The organism is Nocardia farcinica (assembly GCF_001182745.1).
Lineage (GTDB): Bacteria > Actinomycetota > Actinomycetes > Mycobacteriales > Mycobacteriaceae > Nocardia > Nocardia farcinica.
Genome location: NZ_LN868939.1, coordinates 1,655,266 through 1,671,874, shown reverse-complemented (window position 1 = coordinate 1,671,874; position 16,609 = coordinate 1,655,266). Strand labels below are relative to the sequence as shown.

The 16,609-nt window shown below is 70.7% G+C and carries 17 protein-coding genes and 1 tRNA gene; 11 read left to right on the top strand and 7 right to left on the bottom strand.

Translation table 11 applies throughout. From position 1 onward, the window contains the following. The 4 genes from AMO33_RS24475 to AMO33_RS24460 are packed head-to-tail and all read left to right on the top strand — an operon-like array spanning position 1 to position 2,346. Positions 1-603, top strand: a complete 603-nt coding sequence (locus tag AMO33_RS24475; RefSeq protein WP_060594423.1) for a hypothetical protein — start codon at positions 1-3, stop codon at positions 601-603. Then, entirely contained in the window at positions 603-926 is a 324-nt protein-coding gene (locus AMO33_RS24470; protein ID WP_060594422.1) for a hypothetical protein, read from the top strand. The genes AMO33_RS24475 and AMO33_RS24470 overlap by 1 nt, the downstream gene beginning before the upstream one ends. Then, a complete protein-coding gene (locus AMO33_RS24465) occupies positions 926-1,711 on the top strand; it encodes a hypothetical protein (protein ID WP_011211407.1) in 786 nt (261 codons plus the stop codon). Before AMO33_RS24470 ends, AMO33_RS24465 begins: the two co-directional genes overlap by 1 nt. Then, positions 1,708-2,346 (top strand): hypothetical protein, encoded by a 639-nt coding sequence (locus AMO33_RS24460; protein WP_060594421.1) that lies wholly within the window; start codon positions 1,708-1,710, stop codon positions 2,344-2,346. Before AMO33_RS24465 ends, AMO33_RS24460 begins: the two co-directional genes overlap by 4 nt. Before the next feature lie 8 nt (positions 2,347-2,354). Here the strand turns inward: AMO33_RS24460 and AMO33_RS24455 are convergent, their stop codons facing one another. From AMO33_RS24455 to AMO33_RS24440, 4 genes are all read right to left on the bottom strand, one after another. Next, a complete protein-coding gene (locus AMO33_RS24455) occupies positions 2,355-3,050 on the bottom strand; it encodes a MazG family protein (RefSeq protein WP_060594420.1) in 696 nt (231 codons plus the stop codon). Beyond that, positions 3,047-6,664, bottom strand: coding sequence for a transcription-repair coupling factor (gene mfd, locus AMO33_RS24450; RefSeq protein WP_060594419.1), 3,618 nt, complete (start codon positions 6,662-6,664; stop codon positions 3,047-3,049). Before mfd ends, AMO33_RS24455 begins: the two co-directional genes overlap by 4 nt. Before the next feature lie 144 nt (positions 6,665-6,808). Then, a complete protein-coding gene (locus tag AMO33_RS24445; protein WP_011211411.1) occupies positions 6,809-7,456 on the bottom strand; it encodes a TetR/AcrR family transcriptional regulator in 648 nt (215 codons plus the stop codon). Between the two features lie 183 nt (positions 7,457-7,639). Then, positions 7,640-8,263, bottom strand: coding sequence for a TetR/AcrR family transcriptional regulator (locus tag AMO33_RS24440; protein WP_011211412.1), 624 nt, complete (start codon positions 8,261-8,263; stop codon positions 7,640-7,642). A 251-nt stretch (positions 8,264-8,514) separates the two neighbouring features. Here AMO33_RS24440 and AMO33_RS24435 point away from each other — a divergent pair. From AMO33_RS24435 to AMO33_RS24405, 7 genes are all read left to right on the top strand, one after another. Next, a tRNA-Gln gene (locus AMO33_RS24435) sits at positions 8,515-8,585 on the top strand. An 85-nt stretch (positions 8,586-8,670) separates the two neighbouring features. After that, complete coding sequence (glmU, locus tag AMO33_RS24430) at positions 8,671-10,158, top strand: bifunctional UDP-N-acetylglucosamine diphosphorylase/glucosamine-1-phosphate N-acetyltransferase GlmU (protein WP_011211413.1); 1,488 nt, start codon at positions 8,671-8,673, stop codon at positions 10,156-10,158. 35 nt (positions 10,159-10,193) lie between these two features. Beyond that, on the top strand, positions 10,194-11,138 hold the full coding sequence (locus AMO33_RS24425) for a ribose-phosphate diphosphokinase (RefSeq protein WP_220275904.1): 945 nt from the start codon (positions 10,194-10,196) through the stop codon (positions 11,136-11,138). Positions 11,139-11,345: 207 nt separating this feature from the next. Next, positions 11,346-11,642 (top strand): hypothetical protein, encoded by a 297-nt coding sequence (locus AMO33_RS24420; protein WP_060594418.1) that lies wholly within the window; start codon positions 11,346-11,348, stop codon positions 11,640-11,642. A 65-nt stretch (positions 11,643-11,707) separates the two neighbouring features. Next, on the top strand, positions 11,708-11,968 hold the full coding sequence (locus AMO33_RS24415) for a hypothetical protein (RefSeq protein WP_060594417.1): 261 nt from the start codon (positions 11,708-11,710) through the stop codon (positions 11,966-11,968). A gap of 535 nt (positions 11,969-12,503) precedes the next feature. Continuing rightward, entirely contained in the window at positions 12,504-12,716 is a 213-nt protein-coding gene (locus AMO33_RS24410; RefSeq protein ID WP_060594416.1) for a hypothetical protein, read from the top strand. 27 nt (positions 12,717-12,743) lie between these two features. Next, on the top strand, positions 12,744-13,388 hold the full coding sequence (locus AMO33_RS24405; protein ID WP_060594415.1) for a DUF2461 domain-containing protein: 645 nt from the start codon (positions 12,744-12,746) through the stop codon (positions 13,386-13,388). A gap of 18 nt (positions 13,389-13,406) precedes the next feature. Here the strand turns inward: AMO33_RS24405 and egtD are convergent, their stop codons facing one another. From egtD to egtB, 3 genes are read right to left on the bottom strand one after another with little or no spacing between them, the layout of a single operon-like run. Continuing rightward, positions 13,407-14,378, bottom strand: a complete 972-nt coding sequence (gene egtD / locus AMO33_RS24400; RefSeq protein ID WP_060594414.1) for an L-histidine N(alpha)-methyltransferase — start codon at positions 14,376-14,378, stop codon at positions 13,407-13,409. Then, positions 14,375-15,217: an ergothioneine biosynthesis protein EgtC gene (gene egtC, locus AMO33_RS24395; RefSeq protein WP_011211420.1), complete on the bottom strand. Its 843-nt coding sequence runs from the start codon at positions 15,215-15,217 to the stop codon at positions 14,375-14,377. The genes egtD and egtC overlap by 4 nt, the downstream gene beginning before the upstream one ends. Further along, on the bottom strand, positions 15,217-16,557 hold the full coding sequence (gene egtB, locus AMO33_RS24390; protein WP_060594413.1) for an ergothioneine biosynthesis protein EgtB: 1,341 nt from the start codon (positions 16,555-16,557) through the stop codon (positions 15,217-15,219). The genes egtC and egtB overlap by 1 nt, the downstream gene beginning before the upstream one ends. Positions 16,558-16,609 lie beyond the last annotated feature (52 nt).

Sequence of the window (16,609 nt, the reverse complement as noted above, 5' to 3'; positions counted from 1 at the left end):
ATGACCACCGGTGACCGCCCCGCGGCCGCCTTCGCGCCGCCGCCCAAATCCGCTCTGGTCCGCGTCGAGCTCGGCGCCGACCGCCTGCCCACGCGCATCGAACTGAGCCGCAACTGGAAGAACGCCTTCGAGCCGCCCGAGTACGGGCGCTCGATCATGGACGCTTACGAGTACGCGCTGTACGAGTACGCGGCGCATCTTGTCGCCACGAACAGCCGTCCCCGGAAGGTGCGACCCGACCTGCGCGAGGCCGCCCCGCTGCTGCTGCAACAACGCACCTACGAGGACTACAACGCGACCTACGCCCGGATCTACGGCGTCGCCACCTACACGATGCACGGTCCCGACCTGACCGAGTACGACGAGCCGACGCTGACGGTCAGGGCGACCGCGCATCGCCTGCAATCGGTCACGATGGATTTCGCCTGGGCGGCGCGGACGGAGTCGAACGTCATCGCGCAGGACATCCTGGACTGCTGCGACAAGGTGCGGGCCGCCGTGCCGCGTTTCGTCCACGACGTCTACCTGGACCGGGAATCCGACGAGCAGCTGATGGCACGGCTCGTCCGGCACGAACACCATCTGCTGCGAAACGAGATCTGATGGCTGATCTGAAAGTCGAACTGGACCGGCTGCGCAGTGCTTCGCGGTCGTGGAGCACCGAGGTCGCCACCGGCCTGCGCAATGCCGCCACCTCGATCGACGAATTGAAGTACTCGGCGATCCAATTCGGGTTGTTCCTCGGCGCCTGGCAGTCGTATTCGGCCGCCGCGGTATACGTGCAGGACCGGCTGCGAGAGGGTGGCACTGAGGCCGATGAGGTCGCGGCGGCACTGCTGAAAGTGGCCGACACCTACGAGCAGCAACAGGCCGGGCAGAGCCGGGCGACCACCGAGCTGACCGGGGACATGGAGTTCACGATCTGATGGGCGATCCCGTTTCCAAGACCGACCTGGACAAGATCGTCGAAGACTTCAACGCCAAGTCCGACGAATGGCGCAAGAAGCCCGACGAACTCAACGATGCCTTCGACAAGCTCAAGTGGGCCTGGCCGCAGATGTATTGGCTGAAGACCGACGAGCGCGACCGGATCCAGGAGAACCTGAAGAAACTGTTCGACAAGATCGAGGAAGCGGCCGAGGGTATCGCGGCGCCGTTCCTGTTCATCGAATACGCGGCCAAATGGCAGACGGTGGGCAACGCGGTGGGCGCGGTGAACGGCCAGCAGAACAGGCCGGAGATCAGCCTGGAGGGCCACTGGGACGGAGCTGCCTACAAGCGGTTCTCGGCCTCGCGCACGGCGCAGAGCACCGCGATGACGACCACGTCGGACATCGCGCAGAAGATCCACACCGAGCTGCTGAACCTCGCCGCCGAAGGCCGGGCCTTCTACAAGGGCTTCGTGGACCGTTGGACGGTGCTGATCGCCGAAGCGGCGGTGGCCATCGCCGAGATCGCCTCCGTCGTCGAGGCCTTCTGGGGTGTAGACCGCCTGGCCGGTGTGATCACCGCCGCGGTCGACCACGCAACCCAGACGATCACCAGTTTCCTCGAACTGCAGTCGAAGGTGGTGATCGCCTCGAACGAGCTGCGGAACATCATCATGCATCCGCCGGCCTTCCCGCTGGGCGCCGACGGGCAGGATCACTGGCCCAGTTCGGTCTCGACGGACTTCGAATCGCCCGCCGACTGGAAGCTCGACGAGGGATGAGCGCCCGGGTGCGGATCGGGGCGGCGTTGGTCGCCGCCGTGGCGTCGGCCGCGGTGGTGGCGGGGTGCGGTAGCGGGGAGCCCGCGCGGTTCGGTGGGGTGCCGCAGTCCTGTGCGCGGTTGCTCGCACCGGCGGTCGCGGAGATCCGGGCGTTCGCGGGCGCGCTGTACACCGAGGGCGATTTCGAGCAGCCGCAGACCGCGGCGGCGACGGACCCCGACCGTCCGTCTCGGGCCTGCGGGGGCGCCTATCCGCAGCGGCCGGTCGCCGCGCCCGCGCCGGGGGCGGCGCTGAGCCGGATCGTGAGCGTGGTGTTCGCCGTCCAACGCGGTGACGACCCGGTCGCCGGGGCGGCGAAGTACCTCGACGTGGCGGCGGGCAGTGCCGAGGGTGTGCGCGGCCGCGAAGTCGGCGACGAGTCCTATTCCGGGACACCGCCGTTCGCGGAGACCGGCGCCGTGCAGATCGGGTTCCGGGTGAGCAATGCCGTCGTCACCGTGTCGGTGGTGGGCACCGACGCGGCGCTTCGCGAGGGCGGGGCGCCGGAGCCGGTCCCGACTGCCGAGCTGAGCACCGTCGCCACCGGCATCGCGCGGACGCTGGCCGCCGACCTGGACTCGGTGCTACCGGGCTGACCGCCCGCTCAGCTCGGCCAGTACCGCCGCCAGTCGGCCTCGGCCAGCGGCGCCCGCGCCCCGCGCTCGGCTGCGGCGGCGTCCTCGGCCGCGCGAATCCGCGCGGCGAAGGCCAGCGTGTCCTTGCGCAACCGTTCCTCGGCGCTCTCCGGCCCACCGAGGTGGACCACGCGCAGTTCGCCGGGCACCAGGTCGTCGGGCAGCCCCGCGGCGCGGCTGCGCGCGACGACCTTCTCGGCGAGGGCGAGGGCGGGCTGCGCCGGCGCGATCCCGTCGAGGCAGGAGCGGCGGGTCTTCTCCGCGGACTTGCGCTCCTGCCAGGCGCGTTCCTGCGCGGCGATCTTCTCCTCCCGCGTCGCGCCGGGGTCGATGGCGGCTCCGACCAGGTGCGGGCTGCGGTTCACCAGCTTGGCGACCAGCGCGGCGGCGACGTCGTGCACGGTGAATTCGCCCGCGGCCTCGGCGATCCGGGAGTGGAACAGCACCTGCAACAGCAGATCACCCAGTTCCTCCTTGATGGTCTCGGCGTCGCCGTGGCCGATGGCGTCGAGCAGTTCATAGGTTTCCTCGAGCAGGTACGGGCGCAGCGAGTCGTGGGTCTGGGTGACCTCCCAGCCGCCGAAGCTCCACAGCCGGTCCATCACCTCGACGGCGCCCGCGAGCCCCGCGGACACCAGGTCGACGTCGGCGCGTTCGGTGCTCATCGGTGCGCCGTGGCCTCGGTCGCCACCGTCAGGTCCACCGCGCCCTGCGCCTTGCCGTCCAGTGCCAGCAGCAGATCGGCGACGAACTGGAGCAGCTGCACATCGCGCACCCGCTCGGCGCCCACGCTGTCCTCCACCCGCGGCAGCGGCAGCTGGACCACACCGCTGGCCGCCTTGTAGCCGGCGCTCGGGTAGAGCCGCTTGAGGCGCAGCTGCTTGGAGTCGGGCAGGTTCAGCAGCGGGGAGATCTTGAGCGTGGTCCCGGTGACCGCGATCTCGGTGATGCCGTATTCGCGGGCCAGCAGCCGCAGCTTGGCCACCGACACCAGCCTGCCGACCTCCACCGGCAGCGGCCCGTAGCGGTCGACGAGTTCCTCCACCACCGACGCCAGCGCCGAATCATCCTGCGCGGCGGCCAGTTTGCGGTAGGCCTCCAGCCGCAGCCGGTCGCTGGCGACGTAGTCGGGCGGGATGTGCGCGTCGACGGGCAGGTCGATGCGTACCTCCTTGACCTCCTCGGTGGTGATCGGCTTGCCGTCGGCGGCGGCCCGGTAGGCCTCCACCGCCTCGCCGACCAGCCGGACGTAGAGGTCGAACCCGACACCGGCGACATGGCCGGACTGTTCGGCGCCGAGCACGTTGCCCGCGCCGCGGATCTCGAGGTCCTTCATCGCCACGGCCATGCCCGCGCCCAGATCGGAGTTCTGCGCGATGGTGGCCAGCCGGTCGTAGGCGGTCTCGGTGAGCGGCTTCTCCGGCGGGTAGAGGAAGTAGGCGTAGCCGCGCTCCCGCGACCGGCCGACCCGGCCGCGCAGCTGGTGCAGCTGGGACAGGCCGAGGGTGTCGGCGCGCTCCACGATGAGGGTGTTGGCGTTGGAGATGTCCAGGCCGGTCTCGATGATGGTGGTGCAGACCAGCACGTCGTATTCGCGCTGCCAGAAACCCTGCACGGTGCGCTCGAGGGTGTCCTCGTTCATCTGCCCGTGGGCGACCACCACCCGCGCCTCCGGCACCAGATCGCGAATCCGCTTGGCCGCCTTGTCGATCGAGGACACTCGGTTGTGCACGTAGAACACCTGGCCGTCGCGCAGCAGCTCACGGCGGATCGCGGCGGTGACCTGCTTGTCGTTGTAGGCGCCGACGTAGGTGAGCACCGGGTGACGTTCCTCGGGCGGGGTGAGGATGGTCGACATCTCGCGGATACCGGCCAGGCTCATCTCCAGGGTGCGCGGGATCGGCGTCGCCGACATGGTCAGCACGTCGACGTGGGTGCGCAGCGCCTTGATGTGTTCCTTGTGCTCGACGCCAAAGCGCTGCTCCTCGTCCACGATGACCAGGCCGAGGTCCTTCCAGCGCACACCGGTCTGCAGCAGGCGGTGGGTGCCGACGACGATGTCGACGCTGCCGTCGGCCATGCCCTCGAGCACCGCGCGCGATTCGGCCGGGTCGGTGAAGCGGGACAGGCCCTTCACCGTGACCGGGAAACCGGCGACCCGCTCGGTGAAGGTCTGCAGATGCTGCTGGGCCAGCAGCGTGGTCGGCACCAGCACGACCACCTGCTTGCCGTCCTGGACGGCCTTGAACGCCGCGCGCACCGCGATCTCGGTCTTGCCGTAGCCGACGTCGCCGCACACCACGCGGTCCATCGGCACCGGCTTCTCCATGTCCGCCTTCACCTCGGCGATGGCGGTCATCTGGTCGACGGTCTCGGTGAAGGCGAAGGCGTCCTCCATCTCCTTCTGCCACGGAGTGTCCGGGCCGAAGGCGTGGCCGGGGGCGGCCTGGCGGGCGGCGTAGAGCTGCACCAGCTCACCGGCGATCTCGCGAACCGCCTTGCGCGCCTTGCGTTTGGTGTTGGCCCAGTCCGACCCGCCCAGTTTGGACAGGCTCGGCATCTCGCCGCCGACGTAGCGGGAGAGCTGGTCCAGCGACTCCATCGGCACGAACAGCCGGTCGCCCGGCTGGCCGCGCTTGCTCGGCGCGTACTCGATGACCAGGTACTCCCGGCGCGCGCCACCCACGGTGCGCTCGATCATCTCCACGAACCGGCCGATGCCGTGCTGGTCGTGCACCACCATGTCGCCGGCGCTCAGCGCCAGCGGATCGACCTGGTTGCGGCGCTTGGCGGGCAGCCGCTTGCCCTCCCCGGGCGCGGTGACGCGGTTGCCGGTCAGATCCGATTCGGCGACCACCACCAGGGCGGCGTCGGCGAAGACCACGCCGTCGTGCAGGGTGCCGCACAGCACGCCGACCACGCCCGGTGCGGGCTCGGCGCCCGCCGTCAGCGCGGTGGCCGGTACCTCCGCGTCGGCCAGCCGTTCGAGCACGCGCTGCGCGGTGCCGTGTCCGGCGACCACCACCACGGCGCGGCCGCCGGTGGTGACGTGCGCGCGCAGCGACGCGAAGATGGTCGCCACCAGCTCGTCGGAGCCGCGCGCGGTCGGCGCCTGCTGCAGCGGCAGCACCACCTCGGCCGGGTCACCGGAGGCCAGCGGGCTCAGCGTCCACCAGGCCAGCCCGTGCCGGTCGGCGTCCTCGCGGATCTGCGGCAGCGCGCGGTAGGAGGAGGCGGCCAGGTCCAGGCCGTTGCCGCCCAGCGGCGCGTCGGCGCCGAAGGAGGCGGCCGTCCAGGAGGCCTCCAGGAACTCCGCGCCGGTGCGCACCAGGTCGGCGGCACGGGTGCGGATCTTCTCCGGATCGCACAGCAGCACGTGCGTGCCCGCCGCGAGCTGCTCGGTGAGCAGGGTCAGCTCGCCGGGTTGCAGCACCGGCAGCAGCGCCTCCATGCCCTCCACGGGGATGCCCTCGGCGAGCTTGTCCAGCATCTCCACCAGCGCCGCGTCGGCGGCGTTGGCCGCGGCGACCTGGGCGGCGCGCTCGCGCACCGGCGCGGTGAGCAGCAGCTCCCGGCAGGGCGTGGCGACCACGGTGTCGATCTCGATCTCGGGCAGCGAGCGCTGGTCGGCCACCGCGAACGCGCGCACCTGGGTGACCTCGTCACCCCAGAACTCGACGCGCACCGGGTGGTCGGCGGTGGGCGGGAACAGATCGAGGATGCCGCCGCGCACCGCGAACTCGCCGCGCTTGCCGACCATGTCGACCCGGGTGTAGGCGAACTCGACCAGCCGGGTCAGCAGGTCGTCGAAGTCCAGTTCGGCGCCCTCGCGCAGCACGATCGGTTCGATGTCGCCCAGACCCGCCGCCATCGGCTGCATCAGCGACCGCACGGTGGTCACCACCACCCGCAGCGGCACCGGGAAGACCGGATCGTCCGGGTGCGCGAGCCTGCGCAGCACCGCGAGCCTGCGGCCGACGGTGTCGGCGCTCGGCGAGAGCCGCTCGTGCGGCAGCGTCTCCCAGGACGGGAACTGGGCCACCGAATCGCCCAGGATCTCGGTCAGCTCGACGGTCAGGTCGTCGGCCTCGCGCCCGGTGGCCGTCACCACCACGACCGGCCGCTTCCCGGCCACCGTCGCGGCCACGAACGACCGGGCCGCCGCCGGCGCCACCATGTCGACCGTGGTGGTGCCGACCAGGTCGGCGACGGTCCGCAGCGCGGCATCGGCACCGGCCACCGCGGCCAGTCCCGCGAGCGGTGGACGAGAGGAGGACATCGAGGACTCCTGAACTCAGGGCGGGCGCATGGACAGCCAACCGAGTCTAATCACCGCCCCCGGCCCCCTTGCCACCCCGCTCCCCCACCGTCCGCGTCGCACGCGGCGTCTCCGCGCCTGCCCGGCCTGCGGGTCCGCGGCGGCTCAGGGGACGTAGCGCCGCAACCGTCGCGCGGCGAATTCCCGGAAGTACGACAGCTTCTCGGCCGGAACCAGGGCGGGCAGCAGGTAGTGCCAGGCCCGTTCCATCCGGGTGGCCATCTGGTCGATCGATTCGGTGCCGACCGCGACGATGTGCACACCGGCGGTCACCTCGTGCAGCAGCAGCCCGACCACCTCCGGGTCGAGATCGGGCTCGAGGTCGCCCTGGGCGATGGCCCGCTCGGCGAGCAGCCGGTAGGTCTCGCCCCAGGTCTTGGAGATGTTGTCGCCCTGCGCGCCCCGGTAGTCGCCGATCTGGTGGGTGAGCTTGAGCATCGCGCCCACCATCGGGTCGTTCATGGACAGATCGGCCACGACGTAGGTGATGCCGATGCAGGCTTCCAGCGCGGGCACCCGGGGATCGAAGAATCCCTGGCAGGAGCTGATCAGCCGCTCGTTGCCCTGGTCGACGACCGCACGGGCCAGTTCTTCCTTCGAACCGAAGTGAAAGTACAAGGCGCCCTTGGTGACATTGGACTGCGCGATGATCTCGCTGAGGCTCGCGTTCGCGTAACCCAAGCGCAGAAAGACATCGGCAGCGCCCGCCAGGACGGAATCGCGGGTGATCTCCGCGCGCGCTTGCCTAGCCATCAGATCCGCCTGTCATTCCTGAAACCAGCCATCCTGAAGTAGACCGACATCCCGAAGTAGACCGACATACCGCCCGAACAGCACCCAGAGGATGGGTGAACCGTACCACCAGGCGAACGCCCGACGACCAATTCGAGCATCCGTCCGGACCCACATCGCAATTCGCTGGTTATCACCGTCCGGTCAGTCCGCCGCCGCTCCGGTGGGCCATTCGGAACTGAGCCCGGGGTCGGCCTCGAGGTGGCTCAGACCGTTCCAGCACAGGTTCACCAGGTGCGCGGCCACCACTTCCTTCGACGGGACCCGCACGTCGAGCCACCAGGTCGCGGCGGTGGAGACCATGCCGACGAGTGCCTGAGCGTAGAGGGTGGCCAGGCTGGTGTCGAAACCGCGGCGGCCGAAATCACCGGCCAGGATGTGCGCGACCTGGTTGACGGCCTCGTTGAGCAGGCTCGAATAGCGGCTCTCCTCGGCGGTGGCGGTGGCGGCCTGGTCCCGCACCAGGATGCGGAAGCCGTCGGTGCGTTCCTCGATATAGGTGAGCAGCGCCAGCGCCACCTGCTCGAGCCGCACCCGGGACCGGTTCTGGGTGAGCGAGGAGGTGATCATGTCCAGCAGCATCGACATCTCGCGGTCCACGACCACCGCGTAGAGGCCCTCCTTGCCGCCGAAGTGTTCGTACACCACGGGTTTGGACACCTGGGCCCGCTGCGCGATCTCCTCGATGGAGGTCGCGTCGTAGCCCCGCTCGGCGAACAGGGCGCGGCCGATCTCGATGAGTTGCTGACGCCGTTGGGTCCCTGTCATCCGCGGTCGGGACACCCGGTGCGGCTCACCCGAAGACACTCGTCCCCTCTTTTCGCGTCCGGTGGCCGACCGGCGGGCTCGCCGGTCCTGGCTGCCCGTCGACACTACCGCCCCCACCGAGGTGTCCCCGGCCGCCCCGCCGGGTACTCCACGCTCCGTGCGGCGGTTCGACGCGGGGCGGGTTCTCGTGCGAGTATTCATCCCGTGCCGAGGCACAGCGGCGGGTACGCCAGCATCCGCCGGTGTGACGGTCCGCCGTGGTGTAATGGCAGCACCTCTGATTTTGGTTCAGATAGTTCAGGTTCGAGTCCTGGCGGCGGAGCACACCGGCACCGTGACTATCGTTGGCCCCGCACATCGCTGACCAAGCACACGCAAGCACGATGACAGGCAGCCGAGGGAGATCCATGCCACAGCAGACCGCCGTCGTCGTTCTCGCCGCCGGAGCCGGGACGCGAATGCGGTCGAAGACCCCCAAAGTGCTGCATTCGCTTGCCGGTCGGAGCATGCTCGCCCACGCGCTGCATGCCGCGAACGAGATCGACCCGACCCATCTGATCACGGTGGTCGGCCACGACCGGGAACAGGTCGGCGCCGCGGTCGCCGCGGTCGCCGGGGAACTGGGCCGCGAGATCGTCCCCGCCCTGCAGGAACAGCAGCTCGGCACCGGCCACGCCGTGCAGTGCGCGCTGCGGGCGCTGCCCGCCGACTTCGCCGGTGACCTGCTGGTCACCTCGGCCGACGTGCCGCTGCTGGACGGGCACACCCTGGGCGCCCTGCTCGACGAGCACCGCAGCTACCAGGAGCGGTCCGCGGTGACCGTGCTGACCTTCGTTCCCGACGACCCCAACGGCTACGGGCGCATCGTCCGCGACGCCGACGGCCAGGTGGTGGAGATCGTCGAACACGCCGACGCCACCCCGGAGCAGGCCGCCATCACCGAGGTCAACTCGGGTGTCTACGCCTTCGACGCCACCGTCCTGCGCGCCATGATCGGCCGGTTGTCCACCGCCAACGCCCAGCACGAGCTGTACCTGACCGACGTGCTGCGCCTGGCGCGCGAGGCCGGGCATCCGGTGCACGGCGCGCGGCTGCTGGACGCGGCCAAGGTGACCGGCGTCAACGACCGGGTGCAGCTGTCGATCGCGACCCGCACGATGAACCGCTACATCCTCGAGCGCCACATGCGCGCCGGGGTCACCATCATCGACCCGGCCTCCACCTGGGTGGACGCCGGTGTGCGCATCGGCAGGGACGCCGTGCTCCGCCCCGGCGTGCAGTTGCTCGGCAGCACCGTGATCGGTGAGGACGCCGAGATCGGCCCGGACAGCACCCTCACCGACGTGCGGGTCGGCGACGGCGCCAAGGTGGTGCGCACGCACGGCGAGGGCGCCACCATCGGCCCGAACGCCTCCGTCGGGCCGTTCGCCTACCTGCGCCCCGGCACCATCCTCGGTGAGGCGGGCAAGCTCGGCGCGTTCGTCGAGACCAAGAACGCCGACATCGGCGCGCACTCGAAGGTGCCGCACCTGACCTACGTCGGCGACGCCACCATCGGTGAGCACAGCAACATCGGCGCGTCCAGTGTGTTCGTCAACTACGACGGGGTGAAGAAACACCACACCGTGGTCGGTTCGCACGTGCGCACCGGCAGCGACACGATGTTCGTCGCGCCGGTGACCGTGGGTGACGGCGCGTATACGGCAGCGGGTACTGTACTGCGCAGAAACGTTCCGCCCGGTGCGCTCGCGGTGTCGGGTGGGCCGCAGAAGAACATCGAGAACTGGGTGCAGCGGCACCGGCCGGGAACCGCGGCGGCGACCGCGGCGGCGCAGGCCCTCGCGGCCGACGAGAAGTCGAGTCAGGCAACAGAGCAAAAGGATGGCGAACAGTAGTGACCGCATCATGGATCGAGAACCAGAAGAACCTGATGCTCTTCTCCGGACGCGCCCATCCTGAGCTGGCCGAGCAGGTCGCCAAGGAACTCGACGTCCACGTCACCCCGCAGACCGCCCGCGATTTCGCCAACGGTGAGACCTTCGTGCGGTTCGAGGAGTCGGTGCGCGGCTCGGACGCCTTCGTGCTGCAGAGCTTCCCCGCCCCGGTGAACCAGCACCTGATGGAACAGCTCATCATGATCGACGCGCTCAAGCGCGGTTCGGCCAAGCGGATCACCGCGGTGCTGCCGTTCTACCCCTACGGCCGGCAGGACAAGAAGCACCGCGGCCGCGAGCCCATCTCCGCCCGCCTGGTCGCCGACCTGCTCAAGACCGCGGGCGCGGACCGCATCATCACCGTCGACCTGCACACCGACCAGATTCAGGGCTTCTTCGACGGTCCGGTCGATCACATGCACGCGCTGTTCCAGCTCTCCGAGCACGTGCGGTCGAACTACAGCATGGAGAACATCACCGTCGTCTCCCCCGACGCCGGTCGCGTGAAGGTGGCCGAGAAGTGGGCCAACGCCCTCGAGGGCGCGCCGGTGGCGTTCATCCACAAGACCCGCGACCCGCTGGTGCCCAACCAGGTGAAGTCGCACCGTCCGGTCGGTGACGTCGACGGGCGCACCTGCATCCTGATCGACGACATGATCGACACCGGCGGCACCATCGCCGAGGCCGTGCGGGTGCTGCGCGAGGCGGGCGCGGGCGACGTGGTCATCGCCGCCACCCACGGTGTGCTGTCCTCGCCGGCCGCCGAGCGGCTGGCCGCCTGCGGCGCCCGCGAGGTCGTGGTCACCAACACCCTGCCGATCACCGAGGACAAGAAGTTCCCGCAGCTGACGGTGCTGTCCATCGCGCCGCTGCTGGCCCGCACCATCCGCGAGGTCTTCGAGAACGGTTCGGTCACCGGGCTTTTCAACGGCAACGCCTGAGCCGTCGCTCGTTCGGCCGCTCCCAGCGTTCTGGGATGGGCACGCGGCTCGTCCGCGTGGTAGGCATGGGAGAGCCGAATCCATGCGTCCGGAGTTCCCGGCTCGTATCCTCCGCCCGGCGGCTACCCGGGGCCGCGGTTCGGTCCCGCCGCCGCGCCGCCGCCCGGTCCGTTCGGTCGCCCGGGGCCGGGTACCTACCCGTCACCGGTGTACACGCCACCCGGCAGGCTCGGCCCGGCCGGGTACGAGCCGACGCAGACGCAGATCTACTCGATCATCAGCTTCTCGTGCGTCGCGGCCGGGCTGGCGTCGGTGTTCCTGTTCTGTGGTTTCCCGATCCTGGTCATCGGGCCGGTGGGGATCACCCTCGGCGTGCTCGGGCAGCGCCGGGGTGAATCGCTGGGCATGGCCGCCACCATCGCCAACATCGTGGTGTTCGCCTTGCTGTTGGTGTTGCTGATCTTCCTGGCGGGCAGCTTCGGTCTGGCGTTCTGGTCGAGCTGATCCGTCCGCGAATCCCCGGCGCCGGTTCCGCACGCCGCGACGCCGACGCGACGATACTGGGGTTCATGAGCCGTGAACCACTGGACCGGGACATGGGCGACGACGAGCAGGCCGACGAGATCCGGGCCTACCAGCACGGGATCGAGGATCGGCCCGCCGACGAGCGCATCCGCTACCGGGAGAACGACGACGACGGCAGGCTCGGCATCGACGCCGAACTCCGCGAGGAGTGGAGTCCCCGCGCCCAGCGCGCCGAGGACGCCGAGGAGGACGAGCGCCCCGCCGAAGTGCAGGCGGTCGAGATCGTCGACGACTCCGATCTCTGATCCGTCGTCGTCTGCGCCGGGCCCGGGGCGCGGTCCGGCGGTACAGAAGCGTGTGAGGTGGTACCCGCAGCGTTGGTGAGGCCGACACGACCAGGAGGGCGTCGATGACCAATCCGAAGAACCCCGACGATCCGCAGCAGCCGCCGAAGGACAGCGGTTCGACCGGCGGCGCCTCCCCCGCGGGCGGCCCCCACCGGCCGACGACCCGGCGGGCGGCGCGTCCGGCGCCGACACCCCCGCCACGCCCGGGTCGGCCCCGCCGCCCAACCGGCCCAGCTGGGGCGAACCCACCGAGACCACCTCGTATCCGAGCGAGATCCCGCCGTACCCGGGCGGCGGCGCGCACTACCCCGCCGGCGACCCGACCTACGGCACCGCGCCCGGCGCCGGCTATCCGGGCCAGGGTGGCGGGCAGCCCGGTCCGGGCGGGTACCCGCCCCCGCCCGGACCGGACCAGGGCGGCCATCCGGCGTACCCGCCGCAGTACCAGACCTACGGCACCGACGAGCCGGAGCAGCATCAGGGCCCGCAGACCATGTCCATCGTCGGGTTCGTGTGCGCGGCGGTCGCGCTGTTCTTCTGCCCGATCCTGTTCGGCCCGGTCGGCATCGTGCTCGGCGTGATCGGGCACGGCAAGGGGGAACGGTTGGGCAAGTGGGCCGCGATCGCCTCCGCCGTGGCATTGGTCGTCGGTCTCGTCGCCGGGTTGGCGTTCTTCAACACCGACATGATGCCCGACCAGAGCTGACCCGGACCGTCGCCGTAAGGTCGGCGCATGGCTGGATTCGGTGGTTTCCCGCTGGCGGGACTGGATTTCTACGAGGACCTGGAGGCCGACAACTCCAAGGCGTTCTGGACCGCGCACAAACACGTCTACGAGCAGGCGGTGCGCGAGCCGATGACGGCGCTGACCGCCGAACTCGAGGACGATTTCGGCCCGGCGAAGATCTTCCGCCCCTATCGCGACGTCCGCTTCGCCAAGGACAAGTCGCCCTACAAGACCGCCCAGGGCGCGGTGGTCGGAACCGCCCCGGGCGTCGGCTGGTACGTGCAGATCGGGGCGCCGGGCCTGTTCGTCGGCGGCGGCTTCTACAGCGGGTCGGGTGCGCAGGTGGCGCTGCTGCGCCGCGCGATCGACGACGAGGTCCGCGGTGCCGAGCTCGAGTCCGTGCTCGCCGCCGTGACCGACGCCGGCTTCACCGTCGGCGGCGAGGTGCTCAAGACCAAGCCCAAGGGCTACGACGCCGACCATCCGCGGATCGCCCTGCTGCGGCACAAATCGCTGACCTGCTCGCGCGAGTTCGGCGCACCCGACTGGCTGCCCACGCCACGCGCCGCCGACGAGGTGCGCGCGGCCTGGGAAGCCTTGCGACCGCTGGTGGAGTGGCTCACCGCCGTGGTCGGGCCGGCCAACGCGTGAGGGAGTGAGCCGTCTCGTTCACACCCGCGTCGCGAGTACCAGCGCGAACCGCTCGTCGGGGTCGGTCCACACCTGTTCGGCACGGAATCCGGCGGCCGCCAGCTCGGCCGACAGGCCGGGGACGCGGAACTTGGCGGAGATCTCGGTGCGCATCTGCTCGCCGCGGGCGAACGACACCGTGAGCCCGAGGTCGGCGACGGTGACCGTCATGTCGCGGGTCGCCGCCAGCCGCATCTCGATCCACTCGTGCTCGGCGTCCCACAGCGCGACGTGCGCGAAGTCCTCGGGCACGAAGTCGGCGCGCAGCCGGTGGTTGAGCACGTGCAGCACGTTGCGGTTGAACTCGGCGGTGACGCCGGCGGCGTCGTCGTAGGCGGGCACGAGCACGGCCGGGTCGATCACCAGGCCCGCGCCGAGCAGCAGCCGCTCCCCCGGTTCGAGCACGTCGTGGATGCCGGTCAGGAATTCGGCGCGTTCGGCGGGGACGAGATTGCCGATGGTGCCGCCGAGGAAGGCGATCATCCGTCTGCCGCCGCGCGGCAGGTTGTGCAGGGTGTCGGTGAAGTCGCTGACCACCCCGTGCACGGCCAGGCCGGGGAAGTCGGCGGCCACCTCCGCCGCCGCGGCCCGCAGCGCCGCCGAGGACACGTCCTGCGGCACGTAGGTGCGCAGCGGTCCGGCGCCGGTGAGCGCGTGCAGCAGCAGCCGGGTCTTGGCCGCCGAGCCTGCCCCGAGTTCCACCAGGATCTCGGCCTGCGCGAGCCGGGCGATCTCGTCGACGACGCGCTCGAGCAGTGCCCGCTCGGTGCGGGTCGGGTAGTACTCCGGCAGCTCGGTGATCCGTTCGAACAGCTCGCTGCCGCGGGCATCGTAGAACCACTTGGGCGGCAACGATTTCGGCTGTGCGGTGAGGCCGCGTTCGGCGTCGGCGCGCAACGCGGCGGTGAGATCGGCGTCGGTGAGGTGCACTTCCAGGGTCGGTGCGGTCATGCGAGCGGCCTTTCGGTGTGCGCGGCGGGGACGCCGGTGAGTGGTTCGACGGCGAGCCGGCCCGGCTCCGCCCGGACCAGGCAGTGATCGGGGATCGGCTGCCAGCGCGGGTCGTCGTCGTAGGGCTCGGAGGACAGGATCGCGAACTCGTCGGTGACCAGCGCCGACAGCGAGTGGTAGACGGTGGTGGCGAGCAGCCGGGTGCCGTCGCAGAGCAGGAAGTTCAGCCGCGCGGCCGGTTCGTGCCGCAGCACCGCTTCGACCAGCAGCCGCACGGCGGTCTCGGGGTCGTCGCCGTACCCGCCGGATTCGGCGGAGGCGATCAGGTCGGCCAGCAGCACCCACAGCGTGGCGGCGTCGGTCGCCGCCTCGGCGTCGAGCAGGCGAGCCGTCTCGAACAGCCGCGTCGCCCCCGAACGGGTCGCCGCCACGTCCAGGTCGGCGGAGACCGCGCTGAGCACCTGCCGCCAGCGCGGCACCACACCGTTGTGGCTGAATGCCCAGCGGCCGGTGGTGAACGGTGCGCAGGCGCTGCGCTCGATGGGCATACCGACCGTCGCCGACCGCACCGAACCCAGTACGGCCGGGGAGACCAGCTGGCCGAGCACTTCGGTCACCGCCGGGTCGCTCCAGATCGGTTCCCGGTTGCGATAGCGGCTCACGGCCACGCCGTCGGTGGCGGGGCGCCACCACGCCGCGCCGAAACCGTCGGCGTTGATGGTGCCGCCGCCGCGCATCTCCCGCGGCGCCCAGGACTGCTCGCGCAGCGAATGCGTGCCCCGGGTGAGCAGTTCGCCGACGGCGACCGGCGCACCCACGTAGCCGAGATGACGGCACATCAGCGTTCGTCCGCTCGCAGGTCGCGCGCGAGCCGGAATCCGGCGAAGATCTGCCTGCGGATCGGGTGGTCCCAGTTGCGGAAGGTGCCGCGGCAGGCGACCGGGTCGGTGCCGAACGAGCCGCCGCGCAGCACCCGGTAGTCACCACCGAAGAAAACCTCGGAGTACTCGCGGTAGGGGAAGGCGCGGAAGCCGGGGTAGGGATCGAAGCCCGAGGACGTCCACTCCCAGACATCGCCGATCAGCTGGTGCGCGCCGGTGGCGGAGACGCCCGCGGGATAGGCGCCGACCTCGGCGGGCTCGAGGTGACGTTGCCCGAGATTGGCTCTGGTGTCGTCGGGTTCGTCCTCGCCCCACGGGTAGCGGCGCGAGCCGCCGGTCACCGGATCGAACCGCGCCGCCTTCTCCCATTCGGCCTCGGTGGGCAGCCGTTTGCCCGCCCACCTGGCATACGCCTCGGCCTCGAACCAGCACACGTGCACCACCGGCTGCCGCGGCCGCACCGGCGACAACACGCCGAACACCCGGCGCCACCATCGACCGTCACCGTCGCGCTCCCAGAACCGGGGCGCGGTGAGACCGGCCGAGACCCGGTGCGCCCAGCCGCGTTCGGACCACAGCTCGGGCCGTTCGTAGCCGCCGTCCTCGAGGAACGCGAGGTACTGCTCGTTCGTCACCGGCGCGGCGTCGATGGCGAAGGCGGGCACGTGCACCGGGTGCGCGGGCCGTTCGTTGTCCAGCGCCCACGGGTCGGCGGAGGTGCCCATGGTGAATTCGCCGCCGGGCACGATCACCTCGCCGCTCACCCGGACGCGGGCGGGCGGCGGCGCGGCGGCCGACAGCACCGGCTCGCCGGCGCGCAGTTGGTGGGTGGCCAGCATGGTCTCGTCGTGTTGCTGTTCGTGCTGGGCGATCATGCCGAAGGCGAAGCCGTCCTCGACCAGCCTGCTGCCGCGCAGCGCGCTGCGCTCGAGCACGTCCCACACCTTCTCCCGCACCGTGCCGACGTAACCGCGGGCTTCGGCGGGATTCAGCAACGGCAGGGCCGGGCGGTCCTTGCGCGCGTGTTTGAACGCGTCGTAGAGCTCGTCGATGTCGGCGCGCACCGGCTCACGCCCACCCACATCGCGCACCAGCCACAGCTCCTCCTGATTGCCGATGTGCGCGAGATCCCAGACCAGCGGGCTCATCAGCGGCGAGTGCTGGGCGACGAGATCGGCCTCGTCGACGGCCGCGGTGAGGGCGGTGGTGCGGGCTCGGGCGGTGGTGAGCACCTCGGCGATCCGCTCGCGCAGCCGGTCGGTGGCGGAATGGTCGGAGGGGGCGAAGGACTTCGTCACGGTAACGCTCTCCCGGGGAGAAGGGTCGCGAGCGGGCTCGCGGCGGATCGGT